20 protein-coding genes are annotated in these 22535 nt (G+C 65.8%); 10 read left to right on the top strand and 10 right to left on the bottom strand.

Annotated elements, in window-relative coordinates:
• Nucleotides 1-18 precede the first annotated feature (18 nt).
• From FPB55_RS11000 to FPB55_RS10970, 7 genes are all read left to right on the top strand, one after another.
• Nucleotides 19-2535: an excinuclease ABC subunit UvrA gene (locus FPB55_RS11000; protein WP_144188144.1), complete on the top strand. Its 2517-nt coding sequence runs from the start codon at nt 19-21 to the stop codon at nt 2533-2535.
• Nucleotides 2536-2635: 100 nt separating this feature from the next.
• Nucleotides 2636-3145 (top strand): sigma-70 family RNA polymerase sigma factor, encoded by a 510-nt coding sequence (locus FPB55_RS10995; protein ID WP_009686728.1) that lies wholly within the window; start codon nt 2636-2638, stop codon nt 3143-3145.
• Nucleotides 3142-4107, top strand: coding sequence for a FecR domain-containing protein (locus FPB55_RS10990; protein WP_009686727.1), 966 nt, complete (start codon nt 3142-3144; stop codon nt 4105-4107). Before FPB55_RS10995 ends, FPB55_RS10990 begins: the two co-directional genes overlap by 4 nt.
• A gap of 112 nt (nt 4108-4219) precedes the next feature.
• Nucleotides 4220-6622 (top strand): TonB-dependent receptor, encoded by a 2403-nt coding sequence (locus FPB55_RS10985; RefSeq protein WP_125854807.1) that lies wholly within the window; start codon nt 4220-4222, stop codon nt 6620-6622.
• A gap of 213 nt (nt 6623-6835) precedes the next feature.
• The gene (locus FPB55_RS10980; RefSeq protein ID WP_029887240.1) at nt 6836-8485 is read left to right on the top strand and encodes an MFS transporter; all 1650 of its coding nucleotides are present in this window, start codon (nt 6836-6838) and stop codon (nt 8483-8485) included.
• Nucleotides 8482-9615, top strand: coding sequence for an HlyD family secretion protein (locus FPB55_RS10975; protein ID WP_125854806.1), 1134 nt, complete (start codon nt 8482-8484; stop codon nt 9613-9615). Before FPB55_RS10980 ends, FPB55_RS10975 begins: the two co-directional genes overlap by 4 nt.
• A 326-nt stretch (nt 9616-9941) precedes the next feature.
• Entirely contained in the window at nt 9942-11237 is a 1296-nt protein-coding gene (locus tag FPB55_RS10970; protein WP_009686723.1) for an MFS transporter, read from the top strand.
• A gap of 29 nt (nt 11238-11266) precedes the next feature.
• Here FPB55_RS10970 and madM read toward each other — a convergent pair whose 3' ends face one another.
• The 9 genes from madM to mdcA all read right to left on the bottom strand — a co-directional run bounded on the left by madM (nt 11267) and on the right by mdcA (nt 18609).
• Complete coding sequence (gene madM, locus FPB55_RS10965) at nt 11267-12031, bottom strand: malonate transporter subunit MadM (RefSeq protein WP_009686722.1); 765 nt, start codon at nt 12029-12031, stop codon at nt 11267-11269.
• A gap of 2 nt (nt 12032-12033) precedes the next feature.
• Entirely contained in the window at nt 12034-12456 is a 423-nt protein-coding gene (gene madL, locus FPB55_RS10960; RefSeq protein ID WP_009686721.1) for a malonate transporter subunit MadL, read from the bottom strand.
• 123 nt (nt 12457-12579) lie between these two features.
• Nucleotides 12580-13500, bottom strand: a complete 921-nt coding sequence (mdcH, locus tag FPB55_RS10955) for a malonate decarboxylase subunit epsilon (protein ID WP_115294034.1) — start codon at nt 13498-13500, stop codon at nt 12580-12582.
• Nucleotides 13497-14111 carry a malonate decarboxylase holo-ACP synthase gene (locus tag FPB55_RS10950; protein WP_125854804.1) on the bottom strand — a complete coding sequence of 205 codons (615 nt, stop codon included), beginning with the start codon at nt 14109-14111 and terminating at the stop codon, nt 13497-13499. The genes mdcH and FPB55_RS10950 overlap by 4 nt, the downstream gene beginning before the upstream one ends.
• A gap of 1 nt (nt 14112) precedes the next feature.
• The gene (mdcE, locus tag FPB55_RS10945; protein WP_125854803.1) at nt 14113-14904 is read right to left on the bottom strand and encodes a biotin-independent malonate decarboxylase subunit gamma; all 792 of its coding nucleotides are present in this window, start codon (nt 14902-14904) and stop codon (nt 14113-14115) included.
• Nucleotides 14901-15749: a biotin-independent malonate decarboxylase subunit beta gene (locus tag FPB55_RS10940; protein ID WP_064314480.1), complete on the bottom strand. Its 849-nt coding sequence runs from the start codon at nt 15747-15749 to the stop codon at nt 14901-14903. The genes mdcE and FPB55_RS10940 overlap by 4 nt, the downstream gene beginning before the upstream one ends.
• Entirely contained in the window at nt 15742-16041 is a 300-nt protein-coding gene (locus FPB55_RS10935) for a malonate decarboxylase subunit delta (protein WP_009686716.1), read from the bottom strand. The genes FPB55_RS10940 and FPB55_RS10935 overlap by 8 nt, the downstream gene beginning before the upstream one ends.
• A gap of 1 nt (nt 16042) precedes the next feature.
• Nucleotides 16043-16948: a triphosphoribosyl-dephospho-CoA synthase gene (locus tag FPB55_RS10930; protein WP_144188142.1), complete on the bottom strand. Its 906-nt coding sequence runs from the start codon at nt 16946-16948 to the stop codon at nt 16043-16045.
• Nucleotides 16948-18609 carry a malonate decarboxylase subunit alpha gene (gene mdcA, locus FPB55_RS10925; RefSeq protein ID WP_125854801.1) on the bottom strand — a complete coding sequence of 554 codons (1662 nt, stop codon included), beginning with the start codon at nt 18607-18609 and terminating at the stop codon, nt 16948-16950. The genes FPB55_RS10930 and mdcA overlap by 1 nt, the downstream gene beginning before the upstream one ends.
• 329 nt (nt 18610-18938) lie before the next feature.
• Between mdcA and FPB55_RS10920 the strand changes: the two genes are divergently transcribed.
• Nucleotides 18939-20009: an enoyl-CoA hydratase/isomerase family protein gene (locus tag FPB55_RS10920; RefSeq protein WP_115294029.1), complete on the top strand. Its 1071-nt coding sequence runs from the start codon at nt 18939-18941 to the stop codon at nt 20007-20009.
• Nucleotides 20010-20025: 16 nt separating this feature from the next.
• Nucleotides 20026-21177: an acyl-CoA dehydrogenase family protein gene (locus FPB55_RS10915; RefSeq protein ID WP_115294028.1), complete on the top strand. Its 1152-nt coding sequence runs from the start codon at nt 20026-20028 to the stop codon at nt 21175-21177.
• A 39-nt stretch (nt 21178-21216) separates the two neighbouring features.
• Here FPB55_RS10915 and FPB55_RS10910 read toward each other — a convergent pair whose 3' ends face one another.
• Nucleotides 21217-22149 carry a LysR family transcriptional regulator gene (locus FPB55_RS10910; protein WP_009686710.1) on the bottom strand — a complete coding sequence of 311 codons (933 nt, stop codon included), beginning with the start codon at nt 22147-22149 and terminating at the stop codon, nt 21217-21219.
• A gap of 124 nt (nt 22150-22273) precedes the next feature.
• On the opposite strand from FPB55_RS10910, the gene FPB55_RS10905 reads away from it, so the two are divergent.
• Nucleotides 22274-22534: a DUF2790 domain-containing protein gene (locus FPB55_RS10905; protein ID WP_009686708.1), complete on the top strand. Its 261-nt coding sequence runs from the start codon at nt 22274-22276 to the stop codon at nt 22532-22534.
• Nucleotide 22535: the final 1 nt, after the last annotated feature.

The following is a 22535-nucleotide window of genomic DNA, read 5'->3' as shown; positions in this document are numbered from 1 at the left end:
ACCGCCAAGGAAAGCGCCATGCCGCCACGTTCCACTCCCCCCACCGGTTTCGTTCGTGTCCGTGGTGCCCGCGAGCACAACCTGAAAAACATCGACGTGGATATTCCGCGCGATGCGCTGGTGGTGTTCACCGGGGTGTCCGGCTCGGGGAAATCCTCACTGGCGTTCTCCACCCTGTACGCCGAAGCCCAGCGCCGCTATTTCGAATCGGTGGCACCCTACGCGCGGCGCCTGATCGACCAGGTGGGTGTGCCGGATGTGGATGCCATCGAAGGCCTGCCCCCGGCAGTTGCCTTGCAACAGCAACGGGGCACGCCAAGCGCCCGTTCTTCGGTAGGCAGCGTGACCACATTGTCCAGCTCCATCCGCATGCTCTATTCACGCGCGGGGCAGTACCCGGCAGGTCAGGCCATGCTGTACGCCGAGGACTTTTCGCCGAACACCCCGCAGGGTGCCTGCCCGCAGTGCCACGGCCTGGGCCGCGTCTATGAGGTGAACGAGGCGACCATGGTGCCCGACCCGTCACTGACCATCCGCGAACGCGCGATCGCGGCCTGGCCAATGGCCTGGCAAGGGCAGAACCTGCGCGACATCCTGGTCACGTTGGGGTATGACGTGGACATACCCTGGCGCGACCTGCCCCAGGCCCAGCGCGACTGGATCCTGTTCACTGAAGAAACGCCCACCGCACCGGTCTATGCCGGCCTGACCCCGGCGCAAACCCGCCAGGCCCTCAAGCGCAAGCTGGAGCCCAGCTACCAGGGCACTTTCACGGGTGCCCGGCGCTATGTCATGCATACCTTCATGCATTCGCAAAGTGCACAGATGCGCAAGCGCGTCGCCCGGTACATGCGCCCCAGCGCCTGCCCACTGTGCCACGGCAAACGCCTGAAGCGTGAAGCGCTGGGCGTGACCTTTGCCGGGCTGGACATCGCCGAGCTGTCGCAGTTGCCGCTGCAAGCGCTGGCCGAGGTGCTGCGCAAGGTCGCGGCAGCAGGCTACCTGGAGCCACAGCAAAGCCAGCTGACCCTGGAAAAGCGCCTGGCCGCGCAGCGCATCGCCCATGAACTGCTGGAGCGCATCGACACCCTGCTCGAACTGGGCCTGGGCTACCTGGCCCTGGAGCGCAGCACGCCCACCTTGTCATCTGGCGAACTGCAACGCCTGCGCCTGGCCACCCAGCTGAATTCGCAGCTTTTCGGCGTGATCTACGTACTCGACGAACCCTCGGCCGGCCTGCACCCGGCCGACAGTGAAGCGCTGTTCCAGGCACTGCAACGGCTGAAGCAGGCGGGCAACTCGGTGTATGTGGTGGAGCACGACCTGGACACCATGCGCCGGGCCGACTGGCTGGTGGATGTAGGCCCCGCCGCCGGCGAGCACGGGGGTAGCATCCTGTACAGCGGGCCCCCGGCGGGGCTGGCCAAGGTCGAACAGTCCTGCACCCGCGCCTACCTGTTCGGCGCCCAGGCCCAGGCCCCGCGTGCGCCACGCCAGCCCCGTGGCTGGCTGAAGCTGGAAGGCATCAGCCGCAACAACCTCGACAACCTCAGCGCGGCATTTGCGCTGGGCTGCTTCACGGCGGTAACGGGTATTTCCGGTTCGGGCAAGTCGAGCCTGGTCAGCCAGGCCCTGCTGGAGCTGGTGGGCGCGCACCTGGGCCATGCCAGGCAAGGCGACGAGCCTGAGGAGCAGAGCCTGGAAGACGAACCGCAACAGACCAGCAGCGGCCATGTCAGCGCCGGGCTCGAGGCTATCAAGCGCCTGGTGCAGGTAGACCAGAAGCCGATCGGGCGCACGCCGCGCTCCAACCTGGCGACCTACACCGGGTTGTTCGACCATGTGCGCAAGCTGTTTGCCGCCACCGAACAAGCCAAGGCGCAAGGCTTCGACGCCGGCCGCTTTTCCTTCAACGTGGCCAAGGGCCGCTGCGCCAATTGCGAAGGCGAGGGTTTCGTCAGCGTCGAGTTGCTGTTCATGCCCAGCGTGTACGCACCCTGCCCGACCTGCCACGGTGCGCGCTACAACCCCGAAACCCTGGCGGTCAGCTGGCAAGGCATGAACATTGCGCAAGTGCTGCAACTGACCGTCGACCAGGCCCTGCAGGTGTTTGCCGAACAGCCTCCGGCCCGGCGGTGCCTGCAGGTGCTGCAAGACATCGGCCTGGGTTACCTGCGCCTGGGCCAGCCGGCCACCGAGCTGTCCGGGGGGGAGGCGCAACGCATCAAGCTGGCGACCGAACTGCAACGCATGGCCCGGGGCGCGACCCTGTACGTGCTGGATGAGCCGACCAATGGCCTGCACCCGCAAGACATCGACCGGCTGCTGCTGCAACTGAACCGCTTGGTCGAGGCTGGGCACAGCGTGGTGGTGGTGGAACATGACATGCGGGTGGTGGCGCAGAGTGACTGGGTGATCGATATTGGGCCAGGTGCCGGGGCTGCCGGGGGCAAGGTGGTGGTCAGCGGAACGCCGCAAGTGGTGGCCAACTGCAAGGAAAGCCGCACGGCGGCGTTTCTGGCCAAGGCATTGTAAGGGCCTGTACCCGCACTTTTGTACATTGCCAGTTCTGCAACCCGGGGCATAGAATGCGATCAATTCCTAATTGCACCTATTTCCCGGAAACCCGCGCCCCATGCCGCCCGCCGACCCCACCCTCAACCTGCAGGTTCAGACGCTGTACACCGAGCACCACGGCTGGCTGCAGGGCTGGCTGGGGCGCAGGCTGGGTAATGCCTGCGATGCAGCCGATCTGGCCCATGACACCTTCCTGCGCCTGCTCAGCCGTCAGGGCAACAGCTATTTCGGCGGTGAGCCTCGGGCATTGCTGACGCACATTGCCAAGGGCCTGGTGATAGACCGCTGGCGTCGCCAGGATGTCGAACGGGCGTATCTGCAGGCCATCGCGCATCTGCCCGAACCAGAAGTGCCGTCGGCCGAGACCCGCTGGATGATCCTCGAAACGCTGTACCGCATCGATGCCATGCTGCGCGAGTTGCCGGCGCGGGTTCGCCACGTATTCCTGCTGTCGCAACTGGACGGGCTGACCTACGCGCAAATCGCCGAACAACTGCAGGTTTCGCTGGTGACCATCAAGCGCGACATGCGCACCGCCTTCCTCGCCTGCCTGAGCATGGACGAATGAGGCCACCTATCGACCCACTGATCCTCGGCGAGGCCGCCGACTGGCTGGTGCAGCTGCAGTCGGGCGCAGCCACCGACGATGACCATCGCGCTGTCCAGGCCTGGTGCCAGCGCAGTAGCCAGCATGCCCTGGCCTGGCAGCGCGCCGAGGCCATCCTCGGTGAGTTTCGCCGCCTGCCTGCGCCGGTTACCGGGGAAACCTTGCGCCGGCTCAGCCGCCAGGGTGCGGTCAGCCGCCGCCAGGCCCTGCAGCGTCTGGGGATGTGGCTGCTGGCGGCACCAGCAGCCTGGATGGCCTGGCGCGAGGCACCCTGGCAGCAATGGGCCGCCGATGCCCGCACGGCGGTTGGCGAACAACGCTCACTGACACTGGCCGACGGCAGCCACGTACTGTTGAACACCCACACCGCCATCGATATCCGCTTCGATGCCCGGCAACGCCGTATCGCCTTGCTGGCAGGTGAAGTGCTCGTGACCAGCGCCAACGACCCGGCAACCCCGCCGCGCCCGCTGGTGGTGACCACCCCGCAGGGGCATGCGCGGGCGCTGGGCTCGCGCTTCAGCGTACGTATCGACGGCGCACTGACCCGGGTAGCGGTGTTGCAGGGCACCGTCGCCAACCGCCCGCTGCACGCCGCCGCCAGCGTGCAGCTCAAGGCGGGCGAGCGCACCGCGTTCGATGCCGACCGTGTACTGCCCGCCACCCCGCTGGAAAAAGGCGACCTGGCCTGGGAACACGGCATGCTGCTGGCGCGCGACATGCGCCTGGCCGACCTGTTGCAGGAGCTGGGCCGCTACCGCCCGGGCGTGCTGCGCTGCCACCCGGCGGTGCGCGGCCTGAAAGTGTCTGGCGCCTTTCCGGTGACCGATACCGATGCCAGCCTGCGGCTGCTGGCCGACACCTTGCCGGTAACTGTCCAGGGCCTGACTCGCTATTGGGTGACGGTCGAGCCCCTGAGCTGACCCGGGCTCAGCGCACACGGGAATCAACGACAGGCTTTTTGATACCTTTTCCGGCGTCGTCCGGTGATCAGTGCAGAACCTCCCTTTTCTGCACCTACAGGACCCTCGCCCAATGCCCCATTTGCCTTTCAAGGCACTGAGCCTTGCCATCGCCATGGCCGCCCTGGCACCAGCGGCGATCGCTGCCGACGCCACCACCCGCGACTATCACCTGGCCGCTGGCCCGCTGGCCGATGTGCTGGCACGCTTCGCCGCCAATGCCGGGGTGCCCTTGTCATTCGACCCGGCGCTGCTTCAGGGCAGGCAAAGCCAGGGCCTGCAGGGCAGTTTCAGTGTGCCGGAGGGTTTTGCTCGCCTGCTGGCCGGCAGTGGCTACAGCCTGATCAGCACCGGCAGCGGGGGCTACACCCTGGCGCCGACAGTGGACCTGGGCAGTGCCCTGGAGCTGGGCGCCACCACCATCAACAGCAACCTGGCCGCCAGCGGCGATACCTGGCAAGGCGGCCAGGTGGCGCGTAGCGCACGCCTGGGTGTGCTTGGTGAACAGCCGACCAGCGATGTACCGTTCAGCGTCACCAGCTACACCGCCAAGACCATTGCCGATCAACAGGCGCGTACCCTGGGTGATGTGTTGCTCAATGACGCGGCAGTGCGCCAGTCGGCAGGCTTTGGCAATTTCTCGCAGGTGTTCACCATCCGCGGGCTGCCACTGAGCACTGACGACATCAGCTACAACGGCCTGTACGGCGTGCTACCGCGGCAGATCATCACCACCGAAGCACTCGAGCGCGTCGAGGTGTTCAAGGGCCCGAACGCCTTTCTGAACGGCGTCGCCCCCCAGGGCAGCGGTATTGGCGGTGCGGTCAACCTGGTTCCCAAGCGTGCCGCAGACACGCCAACCCGCCACGTCAGCCTCGATTATGCCACCGGCGCCAATGTCGGCGGCCACCTGGACCTGGGCCAAAGGTTTGGTGAAGACAACCGCTTCGGCGCCCGTATCAACCTGGCCCAGCATGACGGCGGCACGGGTGTGCACGACGAAGCGCAGCACGCCACCTTGGTAGCTGTAGCCTTGGACTACCGGGGCGAACGCCTGCGCCTGTCCACCGACCTGGGTTACCAGAAAGAACGCATCAACCAGGGCCGGGCGGTGATCTACCCAACCGGCAGCAAAGTGCCCCATGCCCCCTCGGCGCGCGACAATTACGCCCAACCGTGGACCTGGTCACAGCTGGAAGACACCTACGGCATGCTCAACGCCGAATACGACCTCAACGACAACTGGGTGCTTTATGCCGGTGCCGGGGCCAAGCACACTCGCGAAAACGGCGAATACTCCTCGTTGTACGTCAGCGACGCCAACGGTACTGCGCGGGGTGGCTACCTCTATTCACCACACGATGAAGACAACAAGAGCGCCATGGCCGGCATCAATGGCCAGTTCGCCACGGGGGCGGTCAGCCATCGGCTCAACGTCGGGCTTTCGGGCATGTGGGGCGAACAACGTTCGGCTTACGCCGCAGTTGCTGCTGCAAACCGCTATGCCACCGACCTGTACCACCCGGTCAAGGTGCCGCGCCCGACCAATACGTACACGGGCAGTGACCTGCACGACCCGCGTATCGTGGGCAAGAACCGGGTCAAGAGCGTGGCGCTGTCCGACACCCTTGGTTTTGTGGATGACCGTGTGCTGCTGACCCTGGGCGTGCGCCGGCAATCGATCGGTGTCGACGGCTGGTCTACCGCTAGCGGTGAGCGCAACGCCAACTATGACGAGTCGGTGACCACGCCGGTCTATGGCCTGGTGCTCAAGCCGTGGGAGCATGTGTCGTTCTACGCCAACCGCATCGAGGGCCTGGCACAAGGCCCCACTGCCCCGTCGAGCGTGACCAATGCCAATGAAGTGTTCCCGCCCAGGCGCAGCAAGCAGGTCGAGGCCGGGGTCAAGCTGGACTGGGACAGCTTTGGTGCAACGCTTGGCCTGTACCGCATCGAGCAGCCCAACAGCACCACGTTTCGCAGCGCCGGTGCCGAGCGCGACACCTTCAGCATGGACGGCGAGCAGGTCAACAAAGGGGTGGAATTGAATGTGTTCGGCGAGCCGGTGCACGGCTTGCGCCTGCTGACCGGTGCAGTGTTCATGCACACCGAGCTCAAGAACACTGCCAATGGCGCCAACGACGGCAACCGTGCGCCGGGCGTGCCGCGCTTCCAGTACAACCTGGGCGCGGACTGGGACGTTCCAGGCATCGCCGGCGCGGCATTGAATGCGCGGGTGTTGCGTACCGGCGGCCAGTACGTCAATGCCAGCAACAGCCTGAACATCCCGGCCTGGACCCGGGTCGACCTCGGCGCACGTTACCGTTTCAAGCTGGATGAGCAATGGGTGACCTTGCGGGCCAACCTGGAGAACGTCGCCAACAAGGCCTATTGGGCGTCGGCCTCGACCACCAACAACTACCTGACCCAAGGCACACCACGGGTGCTGCGCTTGTCCGCCAGCGTAGACTTCTGACGCCCCCGTCAGCCAGCAGCCCCGGCCCTTTAGCGGGTAAACCCGCTCCCTTGTGGGAGCGGGCGTGCCCGCGAACACCGGCGCAGCCGGTGCCAGCCACCGCGTCGGGTTCGGTGCCACCCGCGAATACGGTGCTACCGGCAACGCACAATATGCTCAAAACCAAAGCCTGCACCTAGCAGCACCAAGCGCCGCTCAAGTACAGTCTGCCCCATGGACAAATACGCCCCACACGCGTGGCTACCCCACGAAAAACCCACCCTGCCAGGCTCCCCTTCCACGCCTTTGCATTCGCCAGCCAAACGCCTGGCGTATGGCGTGGTCGGCCTGCTGGTAGCCATTACCGGTGGCTTGGGCAACGCGCTGGTCACCGCCAACCTGATGTTCCTGCAAGGCGCGCTAGGTGCAACCACGGCGGAAATGGCGTGGCTTCCAGCGGCCTACGTGATGACCAACGTGTCCATGAACCTGCTGTTGGTGAAATTCCGCCAACAATTCGGCTTGCGCGCCTTCACCGAGGTGTTCCTGGTCCTATACGTCCTGGTCACCTTCGCCCACCTGCTGGTCAACGACCTCAACTCGGCCATCGCCGTCCGCGCGGCCCACGGCATGGTGGGGGCGGCGCTCAGCTCGCTGGGGCTGTACTATATGATCCAGGCCTTCCCCGCCCAGTGGCGGTTGAAGGCCATGGTACTGGGCCTGGGCGCTTCGCAGCTGGCATTACCCCTGGCGCGGATCTTTTCCGAAGACTTGCTGCAGATAGCCGAATGGCGCGGGCTGTACCTGTTCGAGCTCGGGCTGGCCCTGGCGGCACTGGGCTGTGTCCTGCTGCTCAAGCTGCCGCCCGGTGACCGCTTCAAAACCTTCGAGCCACTGGACTTCCTGACCTTCACCCTGATGGCCAGCGGTACCGCCCTGCTTTGTGCCGTGCTGTCGCTGGGGCGCATCGACTGGTGGCTGGAGGCCCCGTGGCTCGGCGTGGCGCTGGCGGCATCGATTGCGCTGATGCTCAGCGGCCTGGCCATCGAACACAACCGCCGCAACCCGTTGCTGATGACCCGCTGGCTTGGCAGTGGCGCCATCATCCGTCTGGCCCTGTGCGTGGTGCTGATCCGCATGGTCACCTCGGAGCAATCCACAGGGGCGGTAGGCTTCCTGCAGGCCTTGAACATGAGCAGCGAGCAGATGCGCAGCCTGTACTGGATCATGCTGCTGGGTGCCGTGGCGGGCCTGGCCAGCAGTGCCCTGACCATAAACCCCAACCACCTGATCATCCCGCTGTTCGTGTCCTTGCTGGCCATGGCCGTCGGTGCATTCATCGACAGCGGTTCCAGCAACCTCACGCGCCCGGCGCAAATGTACTTCAGCCAGTTTCTGCTGGCCTTTGGCAGTACCTTCTTCCTGGGGCCGTCGATGGCCCTGGGTATCAGCCATGTGCGCGCCAACCCCCGTAACCTGGTCAGCTTTTCGGTGCTGTTCGGCATCTGCAACAACGTCGGCGGCCTGGTTGGCGCGGCACTGCTCGGCACCTTCCAGACCTGGCGGGAGAAGTTCCACTCCAGCCACCTGATGGACCACCTGAGTTATTTGGAACCACTGGTCAATGCCCGCGTACAAAGCGGTGCAGCAGCCTACAGTGGCATCCTCGCCGACCCGGCCCTGCGCACCGAAGCCGGCATGCGCCTGCTGGCCACGGCCGCCAGCCGCGAAGCCAATGTCATGGCCTACAACGATGTGTTCGTACTGATCGGCAGCATCGCCATACTGACCATGATCTGGATCTGCATCCGTAGCACCTGGCTCTGGTACTCGAAACGCCAGGCCACCACCACCGACTCCACCCCCGGCGTGCCCACCCGATGACCGACGACACCCGTACCACGACCACCACCGCCATCGCCGAAACCCCGGAAGGCACAACGCCGCCCAGCGAGCCGGGTAGCCCAGTACGCACGCGGCGGGTGCGGTTGCTGTCCTCGATCTGCTTTGCCGCCGTGGCCTTGGCAGGTGTTCTGCTGGTGCTGTATGCCTGGCGCCTGCCGCCCTTCAGCAGTGCCATCGAAAGCACCGAAAACGCCCTGGTGCGCGGGCAGGTCACCCTGATAGGCCCCCAACTCAGTGGTTACATCGTCGACGTGCCCGTGCACGACTTCCAGTTCGTCAAGGCCGGCGACCTGCTGGTGCAACTGGACGACCGTATCTACAAGCAGCGCCTGGCCCAGGCCCTCGCCCAGTTGCAGCAGCAACAGGCAGCCCTGGCCAACAACCTGCAACAGCGCAAGAGCGCCGAAGCCACCATTGCCCAGCGCCAGGCCGCCATTGGCGATGCCCAGGCCCAGGCGGCCAAAGCCAAGGCCGACCTGCGCCGCAATCAGGCGCTGGTCAGCGACGGCTCGGTTTCCCGCAGCGAACTGGACGTGACCCGCGCCAACGAGGCAGCTGCCGTCGCCAGCCTGGCCCAGGCCAAGGCCGCGCTGGAAATCGCCCGCCAGGACCGGGAGACCGTGGTGGTCAACCGGGCTGCGCTCGAAGCGGCTGTGGAAAACGCCAGGGCCGCCGTGGAGCTGGCGCGCATCGACCTCGACAACACCCGGGTTACCGCCCCGCGTGACGGCCAACTGGGGCAGATCGGCACGCGCCTGGGTGCTTATGTCAATTCAGGTGCACAGTTGATGGCGCTGGTGCCCGACACCCTGTGGGTCATCGCCAACATGAAGGAAACCCAGATGGCCAATGTGCGCATCGGCCAACCCGTGAGCTTTACCGTGGACGCGCTGAACCACCTGAAGCTGTACGGGCACGTGCAGCAGATTTCGCCGGCCACCGGTTCGGAGTTCGCCTTGCTGCAGGCCGACAATGCCACCGGCAACTTCGTCAAGATCGCCCAGCGGATACCGGTACGGATCACCGTGGATGCCGACCAGCCACCCGCCCGGCAGTTGCGGCCGGGGATGTCGGTGGTGGTCAGTATCGATACCCGGGTGCAGCCTTAGCTGCCGGGCGCAGTTGCCTGGCTGCCTGCGGCGTCTCGTCGCAGGGCCAGGCCCCTTGGGCAAACCCTCGCAACCCCGTAGAATCGCGCTTCCTTTTCGCCCGTCGCCGTCAACGGTGGCAACCAGCAGCAATGACAGAGTCCGTGCCTGAACACATGCCCACCATGTGAAATAGGCTCAACCCTCCCCGCCCGGCCCCATCCCCTACGGCCCAGCGGTTGAGTCTTGCCCAGGTCGCATCCGTGCAGCTACTCGCCCCTTGCGGGGTCGAGCCGGTGTGCGCGTCCGAAAAGGCGCTCATTCCGCTCATCCAACCAGAGGTACCTATGTCTCCGCGTTTGCTGGCCATGGCGCTGGCGCCCCTGCTCGGGCTGTTCATCATCGCCCTGGGCAACGGCTTCATGTCTTCCCTCACCACCCTGCGCCTGGGCGCTGCCGGTGAGTCTGCCACCACCATTGGCATCGTTTCGTCGACCTACTTCATCGGCCTCACACTGGGCGCCATCTTCAACGACCGGCTGATCCTGCGCATCGGCCACATTCGCGCCTATACCAGCTTCGCCTCGCTGATTGCCGTGACCATCTTGCTGCAGGGCTTGTTCTACGACGTGACCTGGTGGTCGGTGCTGCGCCTGATCAACGGCTGGGCCGCCGTGGGCGTGTTCCTGGTGATCGAAAGCTGGCTGCTGCTGGCCGGCGACGCGAAAATCCGCGGCCGCCTGCTGGCGCTGTACATGATCGCCTTCTATGGCGCCGGGGTCATCGCCCAGGCCGGCCTGGGGGAGATCACCCAGTTGGGCGATACCGCGCCGTTCATGCTGGCCGGCGTGCTCGCCGCGCTGTCGGTGCTGCCCATCGTGATCCTGCCGCGGGTATCGCCCTTGCTAGAGCAGGTCGAACCCCTCAAGCCCCGGCAGTTGCTGGGCGTGGCCCCTTCGGGCCTGGTGGGTTGTTTCGGCTCGGGCGTCGCCATCGCCGGCATCTATGCCCTGCTGCCGCTGTACCTGCAACGCATCGGCCTGGAGGTGGGCGAAGTCGGCAACATGATGGCCTGGGTCATCCTTGGCGCCATGCTGTTGCAGTACCCGGTCGGGCGCTGGTCGGACCGCAAAGACCGCCTGGACGTACTGCTGGCGCTGGCCGCCTTGTGCGTTGTGCTGTCACTGGTCACGGTCTTCCTGCCCTCGGACTCGTTCCTGCTGCCGGCCATGCTGTTCCTGTTGGGCGGAGGCGTGTTCACCCTGTACCCGGTCGCGGTCAGCCATGCCGCCGACCGCGCACCGTCCGATGCGCTGGTGCCGATGATCCAGGGTTTGCTGCTGATCAACTCACTGGGCTCGGCCATGGCACCGGTGGCCATTTCGCCGATGATGACCGAGTTTGGCGAGGCCGGACTGTTCTGGGCGTTTGCCGTGGTCAACCTGGCGATGCTGTGCTTCTTCATGTGGCGCCGTGGCAAGCGCCCGGCGGCAGAGCACCCGGCGCCCTTCGCCGCCTCGACCACGTTCTCGCCCACCGGTGCCGAACTGCGGGTAACCGAAGACCTGATGCATGCCGCGCAAGAGCATCCGCCGCTGGAGCCCGCCGACCCTGCACCGGCTGCCCAGAGCCAGGCCCACTGAGCCAACGGGCTGCCATGCAGCCCGGTTGTCTACCCCACCAACCCTCGCACACAGAAGTACAGGATCGACGGCCCCATCAGGCACCCCAAGCCGGTATGGAACGTGGCGGTCAGTGCCCCGTAAGGCACCAGCCGCCGGTCCGTCGCCGCCAACCCGGCGGTCACACCCGACACAGTCCCCGCCAAACCGCCGAACACCATTGCCGAGCGTGGGTTGTCCAGCGCCAGCAAACGGGCCGATACCGGGGTGAATACCATCACCAGAATCGCCTTGATCAAACCGGTGGCGATCGACAGGGCCATCACGTCCGAACTGGCACCCAGCGCCGCGCCGGTCACCGGGCCGACGATGTACGTCACGGCACCGGCACCAATGGTGGTCATGCTCACCGCGTCGCGGTAACCAAAGGCGTACGCCACGCCCGCCCCGACAATGAACGGCAAGACCGTGCCGAGCAGCAGCGCCACCGCGCCGATCATCCCGGCACGGCGAGCCTCGGTGGCCTGCACCTCGAACGCCGTGGCAACGATGGCGAAGTCGCGCAGCATGGCCCCGCCCATCAGGCCGATGCCGGAAAACAGCGCCATGTCGGCCAGGCCTTTCTGGCCGCCTGTGAGGGTACCGCCCACCCAGGCCAACACCAGCCCGATGACAATGGCGATGGCCGAGCCGTGCACGCGGCCGAAGGTCAGGTACCTGGACAACAACACCGACAGCCACATGATGCCGCCCACCACCGCGAAGGCAGTGATCAGGCCGTTATGTTCCAGGGCATTATCAATGATCGGCCACATGTTCAGCGCCCCCCTGCAGGGGCAGCATGCCCATTGGCCTGGGGTGGCGCCTCGACCGCGGGTAGCGGTTCGCCGCGGTGGCTGCGGCTGATCAGTGCAATGGTCGCACCGCACACCAGCACCGCACCTATCGCAGCCAGCAGCGCCACCGGCCCGCCGTGCAGGGCAGTGACCACGTTCTGTTGCGCCGCCATGGCCACCACGACCGGAATGTACATGGCCCCCCAGAAGCCCACACCGAACTCGCACTCCTTGCTCATGCCACCGTGACGGTGCATGTAAAGGCGTGCGCAGATCAGCAGGATCATGGCGATGCCGACCCCGCCTACATTGGATTTGACGCCCAGCAGTACGCCCAGGAAGTCGCCGACGATAACCCCAGCCAGCGTACAGACCGCCAGCAGTGCCACACCATAGATGATCATTGTTGTTGTCCTCAGGTAGTGTCGAAGTTGCTTGTTGTTGTTCTTCGCCATCGGTAAACCCGCAAGCGCCGCACCGGCTTCATTAACGGGCGTAGCCCGTGCCAGCCGGCGCGCTGCCCGCCGTCATCGCCGGTCCGCCACCTCCTGGCGCAGCAGCGCATCCAGGCTGTCCCATCGGGTGCCTTCCACCGCCAGCACCCTGCCCTGTTCGAACACCGGCCGGGCCAGGCCGCTGAGCGTGCTGCCAGGCGGCATTTCCAGGTGCAGGCGCACGCCGCGTTCATAGGCATTGCGCAACGCTGCCCGCCAGTCCACCCGGCGCGCCATGTTGCCGGCCAGATCGTCGCGCAGGCGCTGCGGGTCGACTATCACCCGTGCGCTGCTGCCACTGAGGTAAGTGATACGTGGCCGCTGCAGTTCGACCGCAGCGAAGGCCGCAGCCAGCTCTGCTGCCGGGCCAGCCAGCAACGGGCAATGCGATGGCACGCTGACTGCCAGCCGGCGCGCGATGCCCCTGCCCAGGCTGCGCGCGCGGGCCGCCACCGCCGCCATCGCCGTTTCGCTGCCGGCAATAACGATCTGTTGCTCGCTGTTGAGGTTGGCGACATACACCTCGCCGCCCACCTCTCCCAGCAAGCGCTCGACACTGGCCAGCTCCAGGCCACTGAGCGCAGTCATGCCATAGCCGCGCGGATAGGCCCGTTGCATCAGTTCGCCGCGCAGGGCAACCAGGCGCACAGCGTCGGCAAAGCCCAAAGCACCGGCCACCACTGCCGCCGGATAGGCGCCGACCGACAAGCCCGCCACGCAATCCGGCCCTGGGCTGCGCTGCATCAACCAGCGCGCCCAGGCCACGCCACTGAGCAGCAGGCACAGCTGCACGGCGCGGGTCGACTGCAGGGCGTGCTCGCTGTCCAACGCCAGTGCGTTCTGGCCAAGGGCATCGCTGGCCTCTTCCAGCACCGGCCCGCTGCCTTCGGGCAGGCGCTGCAACATGCCGACCTGCTGGGCACCCTGGCCCGGGAACGCGAACAGAGTGCTCATGCGGCACGCTCCCGTACAGCCCACGGGTCTTCGCACAGGCATGGCCCCACGGGCGACTTGAGCAACACGCGCTGGGCGAAACCGGCCCACTCGCGCAACGCCACAGCCCCGCCCGGGGTTTCCAACTGCGCATCGATACGGCATGGCGCGGCGGCCAGCATCGCCAACAGCGTGCGGGCCTGTATACGCGCCAGCGGTTGCGGCGTGCGTACCAGTAGGTCCAGGTCGCTGTCGGCGTGCAGCACGTCGATACCCGTTGCAATCTGGTAACCCACGCCACCTGTCGGCCCCCAGGCCAGGCCGCAGGCATCGAGCATTGGCGCTACCCAGGCCAGGGCCTGCAATGCTGGCCAGGCGCGCTGTGTTGGCCGCTGCAAGGCTTCGGGGGCCTGCTGGCGTTGAATGTCGCCAACCCGCATCAACGCTGCCAGGCGCTGCGCCCGCCCTTGGCCACGCACGCCCACGGCGACCCAGCCGGCGTCACACACCGCGCGGCGCACGACCACCGGCTGGCCGCCGGCCAACACTTCCCGTGCCCACAGCGGCGCGTCGGCCGGCAGGGCCGAAGTGGGCATGCCCCACAGCAGGTCATGGGGGCGTGGCGCGTTCACCTCAGGCACCCTGCCATTGGCGGCGCAGTTGCTCACGCACTTGCCGCGAGGCACTGCGGTGTTCGCCCGCCAGCCGCGACGACAGGTCGGTCGAGCTGCCAATATCCCGGACCGCGTCGGCAAGGCAGGCACGCACCCGGGCAATGTCGGCGCTGCCAGGCGCTTGGGCGTTGGCCACCGTCAACCGACGCCACAGCAGGCCCAGTGACGCATAGCTGGCCAGGTCATAGGCCATGGGCGGCACCTCGGCGGCCAACGCTTCCAGTTGCTCGACACTGCGCAGGGTAATCCGCGCGGCTGCCGCCTTGCCCATGGCATGCACCATTACCCCGGCATCGTCCAGGGCGATCAGGCGCTGGGCCTGGTAGCCGTGGGCAAGAAAAGCGCCAGACATGGCCTTGCCGACCAGCAGCCCGATTACCGGGTGACCGGCCAGCCGGGCCTGGGCGTAAGCCTGCACCGCGCCAGCCAAGGCCTGATGGATACCCAAGGCCTCCTCACGGCGACCGTAGGCCTGGCTGGGCACATCGATTACCGCGACAATTGCGCGCTTGTGCCCCTGGCTGTCAGCGTCGACCGCGTCGCTCACGGCCTTGGCCAGGCCCCAACCCTCCAGCAGGCCGACTTCGCCCCCGCGGGCGCGGGGGAACGGATTGGCGGGGTCGGGGACCACGGCGATAAAGCGCGCCAGGCGGTTGTCCAGTTCGCCATCGATAACCTGCAACGACGCCGGGTAGCCCGGCAAGGGTTGGCCGCCCGCCAGGCCCGGCAACCAGTTCATGGCACGGTTCATTGGGCTTCTCCTTGGTAAAGGGCACGCACAGCGGCAGCGTCCAGTTGCGGGCACTCGGCGCCCAGCCGGGCCAGGCGCTCGAGGTACCAGGCGTGTTGCCGGGCGCGGTCAGCGCCAGGCGAGTCGAGCAGTTGCAGCAGGCAGTCGCGCAGCGCCTGGATGTCATCGGCCACATAGCCATCGACCAGCCCGCTGGCATGGCGCTGTTCGCCGCCGCTCAGGCTCCAGATGAACGGCCGGTCCTTGGCGTCATACTCGGCAATGCCGGCTTCCTGTTCGATGACCTGAGGCCCGTTGAGGCCCAGGCGGGCCTCGCGGGTGACCAGTAAATGGCTGCACAAGCCAGCGGCGATTGACATGCCGCCGAAGCACCCGACGGAACCTGCAATCAGCCCGATTACCGGCTGCCAGGCCCGCAGTTCGACAATCGCCGCCTGGATTTCGGCAATCGCTGCCAGGCCAAGGTTGGCTTCCTGCAACCGCACACCGCCGGTTTCCAGCAGCAGCACTGCACACGTGGGGATGCCATTGCGGTTGTCTTCGATGGCCAGCTCCAACGCCCCGGCAATCTTGGCGCCGCCCACCTCGCCCATGCTGCCGCCCTGGAAGCCGCCCTCGATAGCGGCGACCACCGCATTGCGCCCGTTCAGCGTGCCTTTGGCGATGACCACGCCGTCGTCAGCCTGCGGCACGATGCCCTGCAAGGGCAGCCAAGGCGACATCAGCCGGTCGAAGGGGCCGAGCAGCTCGCGGAAACTGCCCGGGTCGAGCACGGCGCGGGCGCGCTGCCGGGCACCCAGTTCTACGAAGCTGCGGCTGCGCAGCAAGCGTGCGGTGTCAGTCATGGGCGATCTCCTCGAAGCCTTGTTCCAGGCGCAGGCGGACCACCCCCGGGGTGGCGCCGAAGTCATGAATGTCGATGTTCACGGCCGGCCAGGCGCGGCCCTCGAACAGGCGCTGGAACAGTTGCGCCCAGCGCGCGGCGCTGCCATCGACCGAAGTCACCACCTGGATCTGCAGGTGGCCGGCGGTGCCGGGTTCGATCAGTACTTCAAGGTCGCCGGAGCTGACACAGCCCACCAGCGTGCGGCCACGCCCCGGTTCGGCGGCGGGGAAATCGAAGGTCAGGGTTTCCATGTCACAGGCTCCCGGCTTTGTCGAGGAACAGGCAGGCGGCCAGTAGATCGGCGGCGCCGCCCGGTGAGGCGTTCAGTTGCAGCAGTTGCTGGTCCAGCGCACGCAGGTGGCGGCGCCCGGCCAGGGTGGCACTGCCCCCGGCATCCAGTACCGCGCGGGCGCCCTGCTGCACGGCGGCCAGCCCGGCAGGGCCGCTGCGCCATAGCACACAGGTATCGCTGAGCACGGCCATGATGGCGAGCAAGGCATCGAGCCGGGCGTTGGCCTCACTGGCACCGCTGGCACGGCTGCGTTGCAGGTGTGGCAAGCCGTGGCCGATAACCGCAGGGAAGCCTTGTTGCGCCTGTTCGCGGGCACCGCTGCGGCCATAGCGCTGGCGCACCTGCAGGCCGTGGCTGTGCTGCTGCGGCATGGCCGGATCGTCGAACAGGGCGATGCGCCCGGCCCGCGCGGCCACCGTGCTGGCGCTGGCATCGGGGTCGAGGGCCTTGGCGGCGACCAGCAGGCCCAGGGCCCAGATAGCGCCGCGGTGGGTGTTGACCCCATGGGTCGCGGCCAGCATCGCGGCTTCGCCTTCACGGCCGAGCTGGCCCAAGCTGGCGCGCAGGGGTTGGCCGATGGTGCCAATGGTTTGCGCGGCTGCGGCCATGTTGCGCAGGCAGGGCCACAGGGCCAGGGCCGAGGCGTGCATCAGGGCCAGGGTCATGTCGGTGTGAGCGCCGTTGCTGCGGCGGTCGACCAGGCCGGGTTTGGGGGACAGCTCGGCTTCGTCGATCAGGGCTTCCACGGCCAGGTCGGCCAAGTGGTCTGGCAGTTGAATCCGGGTTGTGTGGGCTGGCCTGTTCGCGGGTAAACCCGCGCCCACAGGGACCGTAACAGGTTCAAGGCGCAAGTCGCGTGCTTTCATCACCAGCTCCTGAACCGTGCCGGCGGGTTGTACAGGCCGCCGGACCATTCAACCAGGTCGGCAACGCTGCGCGCTGCCAGCAGCTCGCGGCTGGCGTCGGTGCGGCGGATGCCCAGGTCTTCGGGCAATGCGACCAGGCCTTGCTGGCGCAGGCGCGCAGTGTCTTTCGGGTCATGCCGCAGGCCGATGGCGGTAACCCCGGCCACAGCGGCAATCATCTGCTGGCGCTCTTCCAGGCTGCGGGCCTTGTACAGGTAGGCAATGCCCTCTTCGGTCAACAGGTGGGTAACGTCGTCACCGTAGATCATCACCGGGGCCAGCGGCATGCCGGCCTTTTTCGCCACGGCCACCGCATCCAGGGTTTCCACGAAGGTCGGTTTGCCGCCTTCCTGGTAGGTTTCGACCATCTGCACCACCAGCTTGCGGCCGCGCTCCAGCAGGGTTTGCGGCACGGTCATGTCGAGCCAGGCCGGCGTTGCATGGCGCCGGCCCCGGGGGTCGTGGCCCATGTTCGGCGCCCCGCCAAAGCCGGCCAGGCGGCCGCGGGTCACTGTCGACGAATGGCCATCGCCGTCTACCTGCAGGGTCGCGCCAATGAACAGGTCCACGGCGTACTGCCCGGCCAGCTGGCACATCATGCGGTTGGAGCGCAGTGAACCGTCACGGCCGGTGAAGAACACATCGGGCCGCTGGGCGATGTAGTCCTCCATGCCCAGCTCGGTGCCAAAGCAATGCACGCTTTGCACCCAACCGCTTTCGATAGCCGGGATCAGCGTAGGGTGCGGGTTGAGGGTCCAGTTGCGGCAGATCTTGCCCTTGAGCCCCAGCGACTCGCCGTAGGTGGGCAGGATCAGCTCGATGGCAGCGGTATTGAAGCCGATGCCATGGTTCAACGACTGCACCTGGTGTTTTTCGTAGATGCCGCGAATGGCCATCATCGCCATCAGCACATGCACCGGCTTGATATGACGCGGGTCGCGGGTGAATAGCGGTTCGATGTAGAAAGGCTGGTCGGCAACCACCACGAAATCGACCCATGATGCCGGGATATCGACCCGCGGCAGGTCATCGACACGGTCGACCAGCTGGTTGACCTGGGCGATGACGATACCGTCGCTGAACGCGGCCGGCTCCACCAGCGCTGGGGTGTCTTCGGTGCTGGGCCCGGTGTACAGGTTGCCCTCACGGTCGGCCATGAAGCCTGCCACCAAGGTCACGTTGGGGATCAGGTCGACCAGCAGCCGCGAGTACAGCTCGATATAAGTGTGGATCGCGCCGACTTCGAGCAAGCCGTCTTCAAGCAACTGGCCAATGCGCAGGCTTTGTGGCCCCGCGAAGGAAAAATCCAGCTTGCGGGCGATGCCGCGCTCGAACAAGTCCAGGTGCTCTGCACGGCTGACGCTGGGCATGATCATGTGCAGGTCGTGCAGGCGCCCAGGGTCGACCTTGGCCAGCGAACGCGAGAGGAAGTCGGCCTGCTTCTGGTTGTTGCCTTCCAGCACCACCCGGTCGCCGGGGGCCAGCAACAGCTCCAGTGCTTCGACGATACGCTCGCTGGGCAGCACCGCACCGTCGGCAAGGTGGCGGACCTGATCGAGGCGGCGTTGCTTTTCGGCACGCCGTCGCGACCATTGCGGCGGTGGATTCTGTGTTGTTGTCATGGTGACTCCACGGGTTCGCTGTCGTGGGGCCACCTTAGGGCGGGGGCCAGCCGGGCATCAATCAAGCTCGGCGGTGGATCGTTACGCTAAGGTTAATGATCGTGATTCTGGTGGACCAAAACACCAAGAACATCGGCGCCCATCCACCAAGGCAATCCGGTAAACCTCAAACCTTGCTAGAGTGGCAACACTGCCAGGCACGCAAAAATGCAGATTCCCCCTGCAGATTTGTCGATTGTACAAGGCAAATTCGCATGCAAGGATCGCCAGATCCTCCAGCGAAATCCAGACTTCACTTGGAAAATCAATAACAAAGCAGGGAGAAGGCAATGACTGCGCACGCTTACACCTCGGCCACCGACCATGTATTGGCCGAGGTCCGCAACCAGGTCGGCCACCTGACACTGAACCGCCCCGCCGGCCTCAATGCCCTTACCCTGGACATGGTCCGTAGCCTGCGCCACCACCTGGAACAGTGGGCCCGGGACCCGCACGTACGGGCGGTGGTGCTGCGCGGTGCAGGCCCCAAGGGTTTTTGCGCCGGTGGCGATATCCGTTCGCTGCACGACAGCTTCAAGGCCGGCGATACGCTGCATGAGACCTTTTTCGTCGAGGAGTATGCCCTCGACCTGGCCATCCACCGTTACCGCAAACCGGTGCTGGTGCTGATGGACGGCTTCACCCTCGGCGGTGGCATGGGCCTGGCTCAGGGCTGTGACCTGCGTGTGGTGACCGAGCGCAGCCGGCTGGGTATGCCCGAAGTCGGCATTGGCTATTTCCCCGACGTGGGCGGCAGTTATTTTCTGTCGCGCCTCCCTGGCGAGCTGGGCATCTACCTGGGTGTGAGCGGCGCACAGGTGCAGGCCGCCGATGCGCTGTATTGCGGCCTGGCCGACTGGTACCTGGCCAGCGACCAGCTCGCCGCCCTGGATCAAGGCCTGGACCAGCTGAGTTTCGGCGACCACCCGCTCAAGGACCTGCAGGGCCTGCTGGCCAAGCTCGGTAGCCAGGTGCTGGAGGATGCCCCGCTGGAAAAGCTGCGCCCGGTCATCGACCACTTCTTCGCCCTGCCCGACCTGCCAGCCATCGTCGAGCAATTGCGCACGGTCAGCATTGGCGACAGCCACGCCTGGGCCACGGCCACCGCCGATCAGCTGGAAAGCCGCTCACCGCTGGCCATGGCCGTTACGCTGGAGATGCTGCGCCGGGGCCGCCAACGGGACCTGGAGGCGTGCTTTGCCATGGAGCTGCACCTGGACCGCCAGTGGTTCCAGCATGGCGATATCATCGAAGGCGTACGCGCCCTGATCATCGACAAGGACAAGCAACCGCGCTGGAACCCAGCCACCCTGGCTGCACTGCAACGCCAGCGGGTCGACCAATTCTTCGAAGGCCTGTGAGCCCGGGAGTACACCGATGCAAGACCTGGAACTGAGCGAAGAACAGATCATGATCCGCGACATGGCGCGCGATTTTGCCCGTGGCGAAATCGCCCCGTACGCCCAGGCCTGGGAAAAGGCCGGCTGGATCGATGACGACGTGGTACGCAAGATGGGCGAACTGGGCCTGCTGGGCATGGTCGTGCCCGAAGCCTTTGGCGGCAGCTACACCGACTACGTTGCCTATGCCCTGGCGGTAGAGGAAATTTCCGCCGGTTGTGGCGCCACCGGGGCGATGATGAGCATTCACAACTCCGTAGGTTGCGGCCCGCTGCTGGCGTATGGCACGGCCGACCAACAGCAGCAATGGCTGCCGCGCCTGGCCACGGGTGAAGTGATCGGCTGCTTCTGCCTGACCGAGCCGCAAGCCGGCTCCGAGGCGCATAACCTGCGGACCCGCGCAGAGTTGGTAGACGGCCAATGGGTAATCAATGGCGCCAAGCAGTTCGTCAGCAATGCCCGGCGTGCCGGCCTGGCGATCGTGTTTGCGGTAACCGACCCGGACCTGGGCAAGAAGGGCCTGTCGGCCTTTCTGGTGCCTACCGACAACCCGGGCTTCAAAGTCGACCGCAGCGAACACAAGATGGGCATCCGCGCCTCTGATACCTGCGCGGTCACGTTCGACAACTGCCGTGTACCGGCCGCCAACCTGCTGGGTGAGCGCGGCAAGGGCCTGGCCATCGCCTTGTCCAACCTTGAAGGGGGCCGGATCGGTATCGCCGCGCAAGCGCTGGGCATCGCCCGTGCGGCGTTCGAAGCAGCGCTGGGTTATTCACGGGACCGTGTGCAATTCGGCAAGCCGATCAACGAGCACCAGAGCATCGCCAACCTGTTGGCCGACATGCAGGTGCAGGTCAACGCTGCGCGGCTGCTGATTTTGCATGCTGCGCGCCTGCGCAGCGCCGGCAGGCCGTGCCTGTCAGAGGCATCCCAGGCCAAGCTGTTCGCCTCGGAAATGGCCGAACGGGTATGCTCGATGGCGATCCAGGTACATGGCGGCTACGGCTACCTAGAAGACTACCCGGTAGAGCGTTACTACCGCGATGCCCGGATCACCCAGATCTACGAAGGCTCGAGCGAAATCCAGCGCATGCTGATTGCGCGGGAGCTGAAGCACTACACGCTTTAGTAGGTCGACGACCGAGCCCTGGCGCCAGGCTCTGCCCACCTAGCGCCAGTAGCGGGCGTCGTCCACCAGCTCGGCGTGCCTTTCGAACAGCGCTGGCAACTGCTCCTTGAGGTAGTCGATCCAGGTACGCACCTTGGCATCCAGGTAGTGCCGTGACGGGTAAATTGCATACAGCGCACTCTCGCGCAGCCGATACGGCGCCAACAGGCGGCACAGCCGTCCCTGCCCGATCGCCTGGCTGGCGGTGTAGAACGGCAACAGGCCTATGCCCATGCCCAACTCGCTGGCCACCAGCATGGCATCGGCAACATTGGTGGAGAAACCGTCCTTCGGTACGATCACACACTGGTCGACCCCCTGCGGGAACACCCAGTCACCTTCGTACATGGGGTACGACATGCGCAGGCAACGATGGCCGTGCAAGTCTTCGGGGCTTTCCGGTACGCCATTGGCTTCCAGGTAGGCCGGGGCCGCGCAGGGGATACTGAAGATATTGCCCAGCGGCACGGCGATCAGCTGCGAATCGGGCAACGCGCCGTCCACGGTAATCACCACATCATGCCCTTCGGCCAGCGGGTCGGGGTTGCGCTGTGACAGGGTCAGCTCGATCACCACCTCCGGGCACAACGCGTTGTAGCCGGCCACCAGCGGCATCAGCAACAGCCCCAGGCCATGGGGACAGTGCAGGCGTAACCGCCCACGCGGGGTCAGGTGCGCACCACGGGCCTCGCCCACCGCTTCTTCGGTCAGCAGCATGATCTGCCGCGCCCGCTCGAGAAACCGCTCGCCGGCCTCGCTCATGCGCAAGCGCCGGGTGGTGCGGTGCAACAGGCGGGTCTGCAACTGGTTTTCCAGCTCCGCCACGATGCGCGAAACCTGTGCCGCAGAGATGTCCAGGGCGTTGGCGGCCGCCGCGAAGCTGCCGCATTCCACCACACGGGCGAAGGTACGCATGGCATGCAGCATGTCCATGAAAGTGAGCTCCTTACTGGGTGTTATTGTTACGTTAAAGGCAGGAATCTATCACGACTTAGCCCATTTATTGTGTAAGGCCTTTGAATACATCATTAGTCATACATTGTAAAAGGAGCCAGCCATGAAACCCTCCCTCGCTATAATCGCCATTTCCGCTGCCTTGGCTTCGTGCGCAGCCCTCGCCGCCACGGGCAACGATCAGCCAGCCAGTAGCAACTATGCATACGGTATGCACCTGGATGTGGCCAAAGTGATTTCCATCACCCCGCCCAGCAACGTCGGCGACTGCCAGATCGGCACCGCTCACATGGTGTACCTCGACCACCATGACCAGAAGCACGAAATCAGTTACCGCGAGATGAGCAACTGCCCGCAACAGTGAC

The sequence above is a fragment of the Pseudomonas sp. BJP69 genome, from assembly GCF_007633355.1.
GTDB lineage: Bacteria > Pseudomonadota > Gammaproteobacteria > Pseudomonadales > Pseudomonadaceae > Aquipseudomonas > Aquipseudomonas juntendi.
This window is presented reverse-complemented; position numbering and strand designations above follow the sequence as displayed.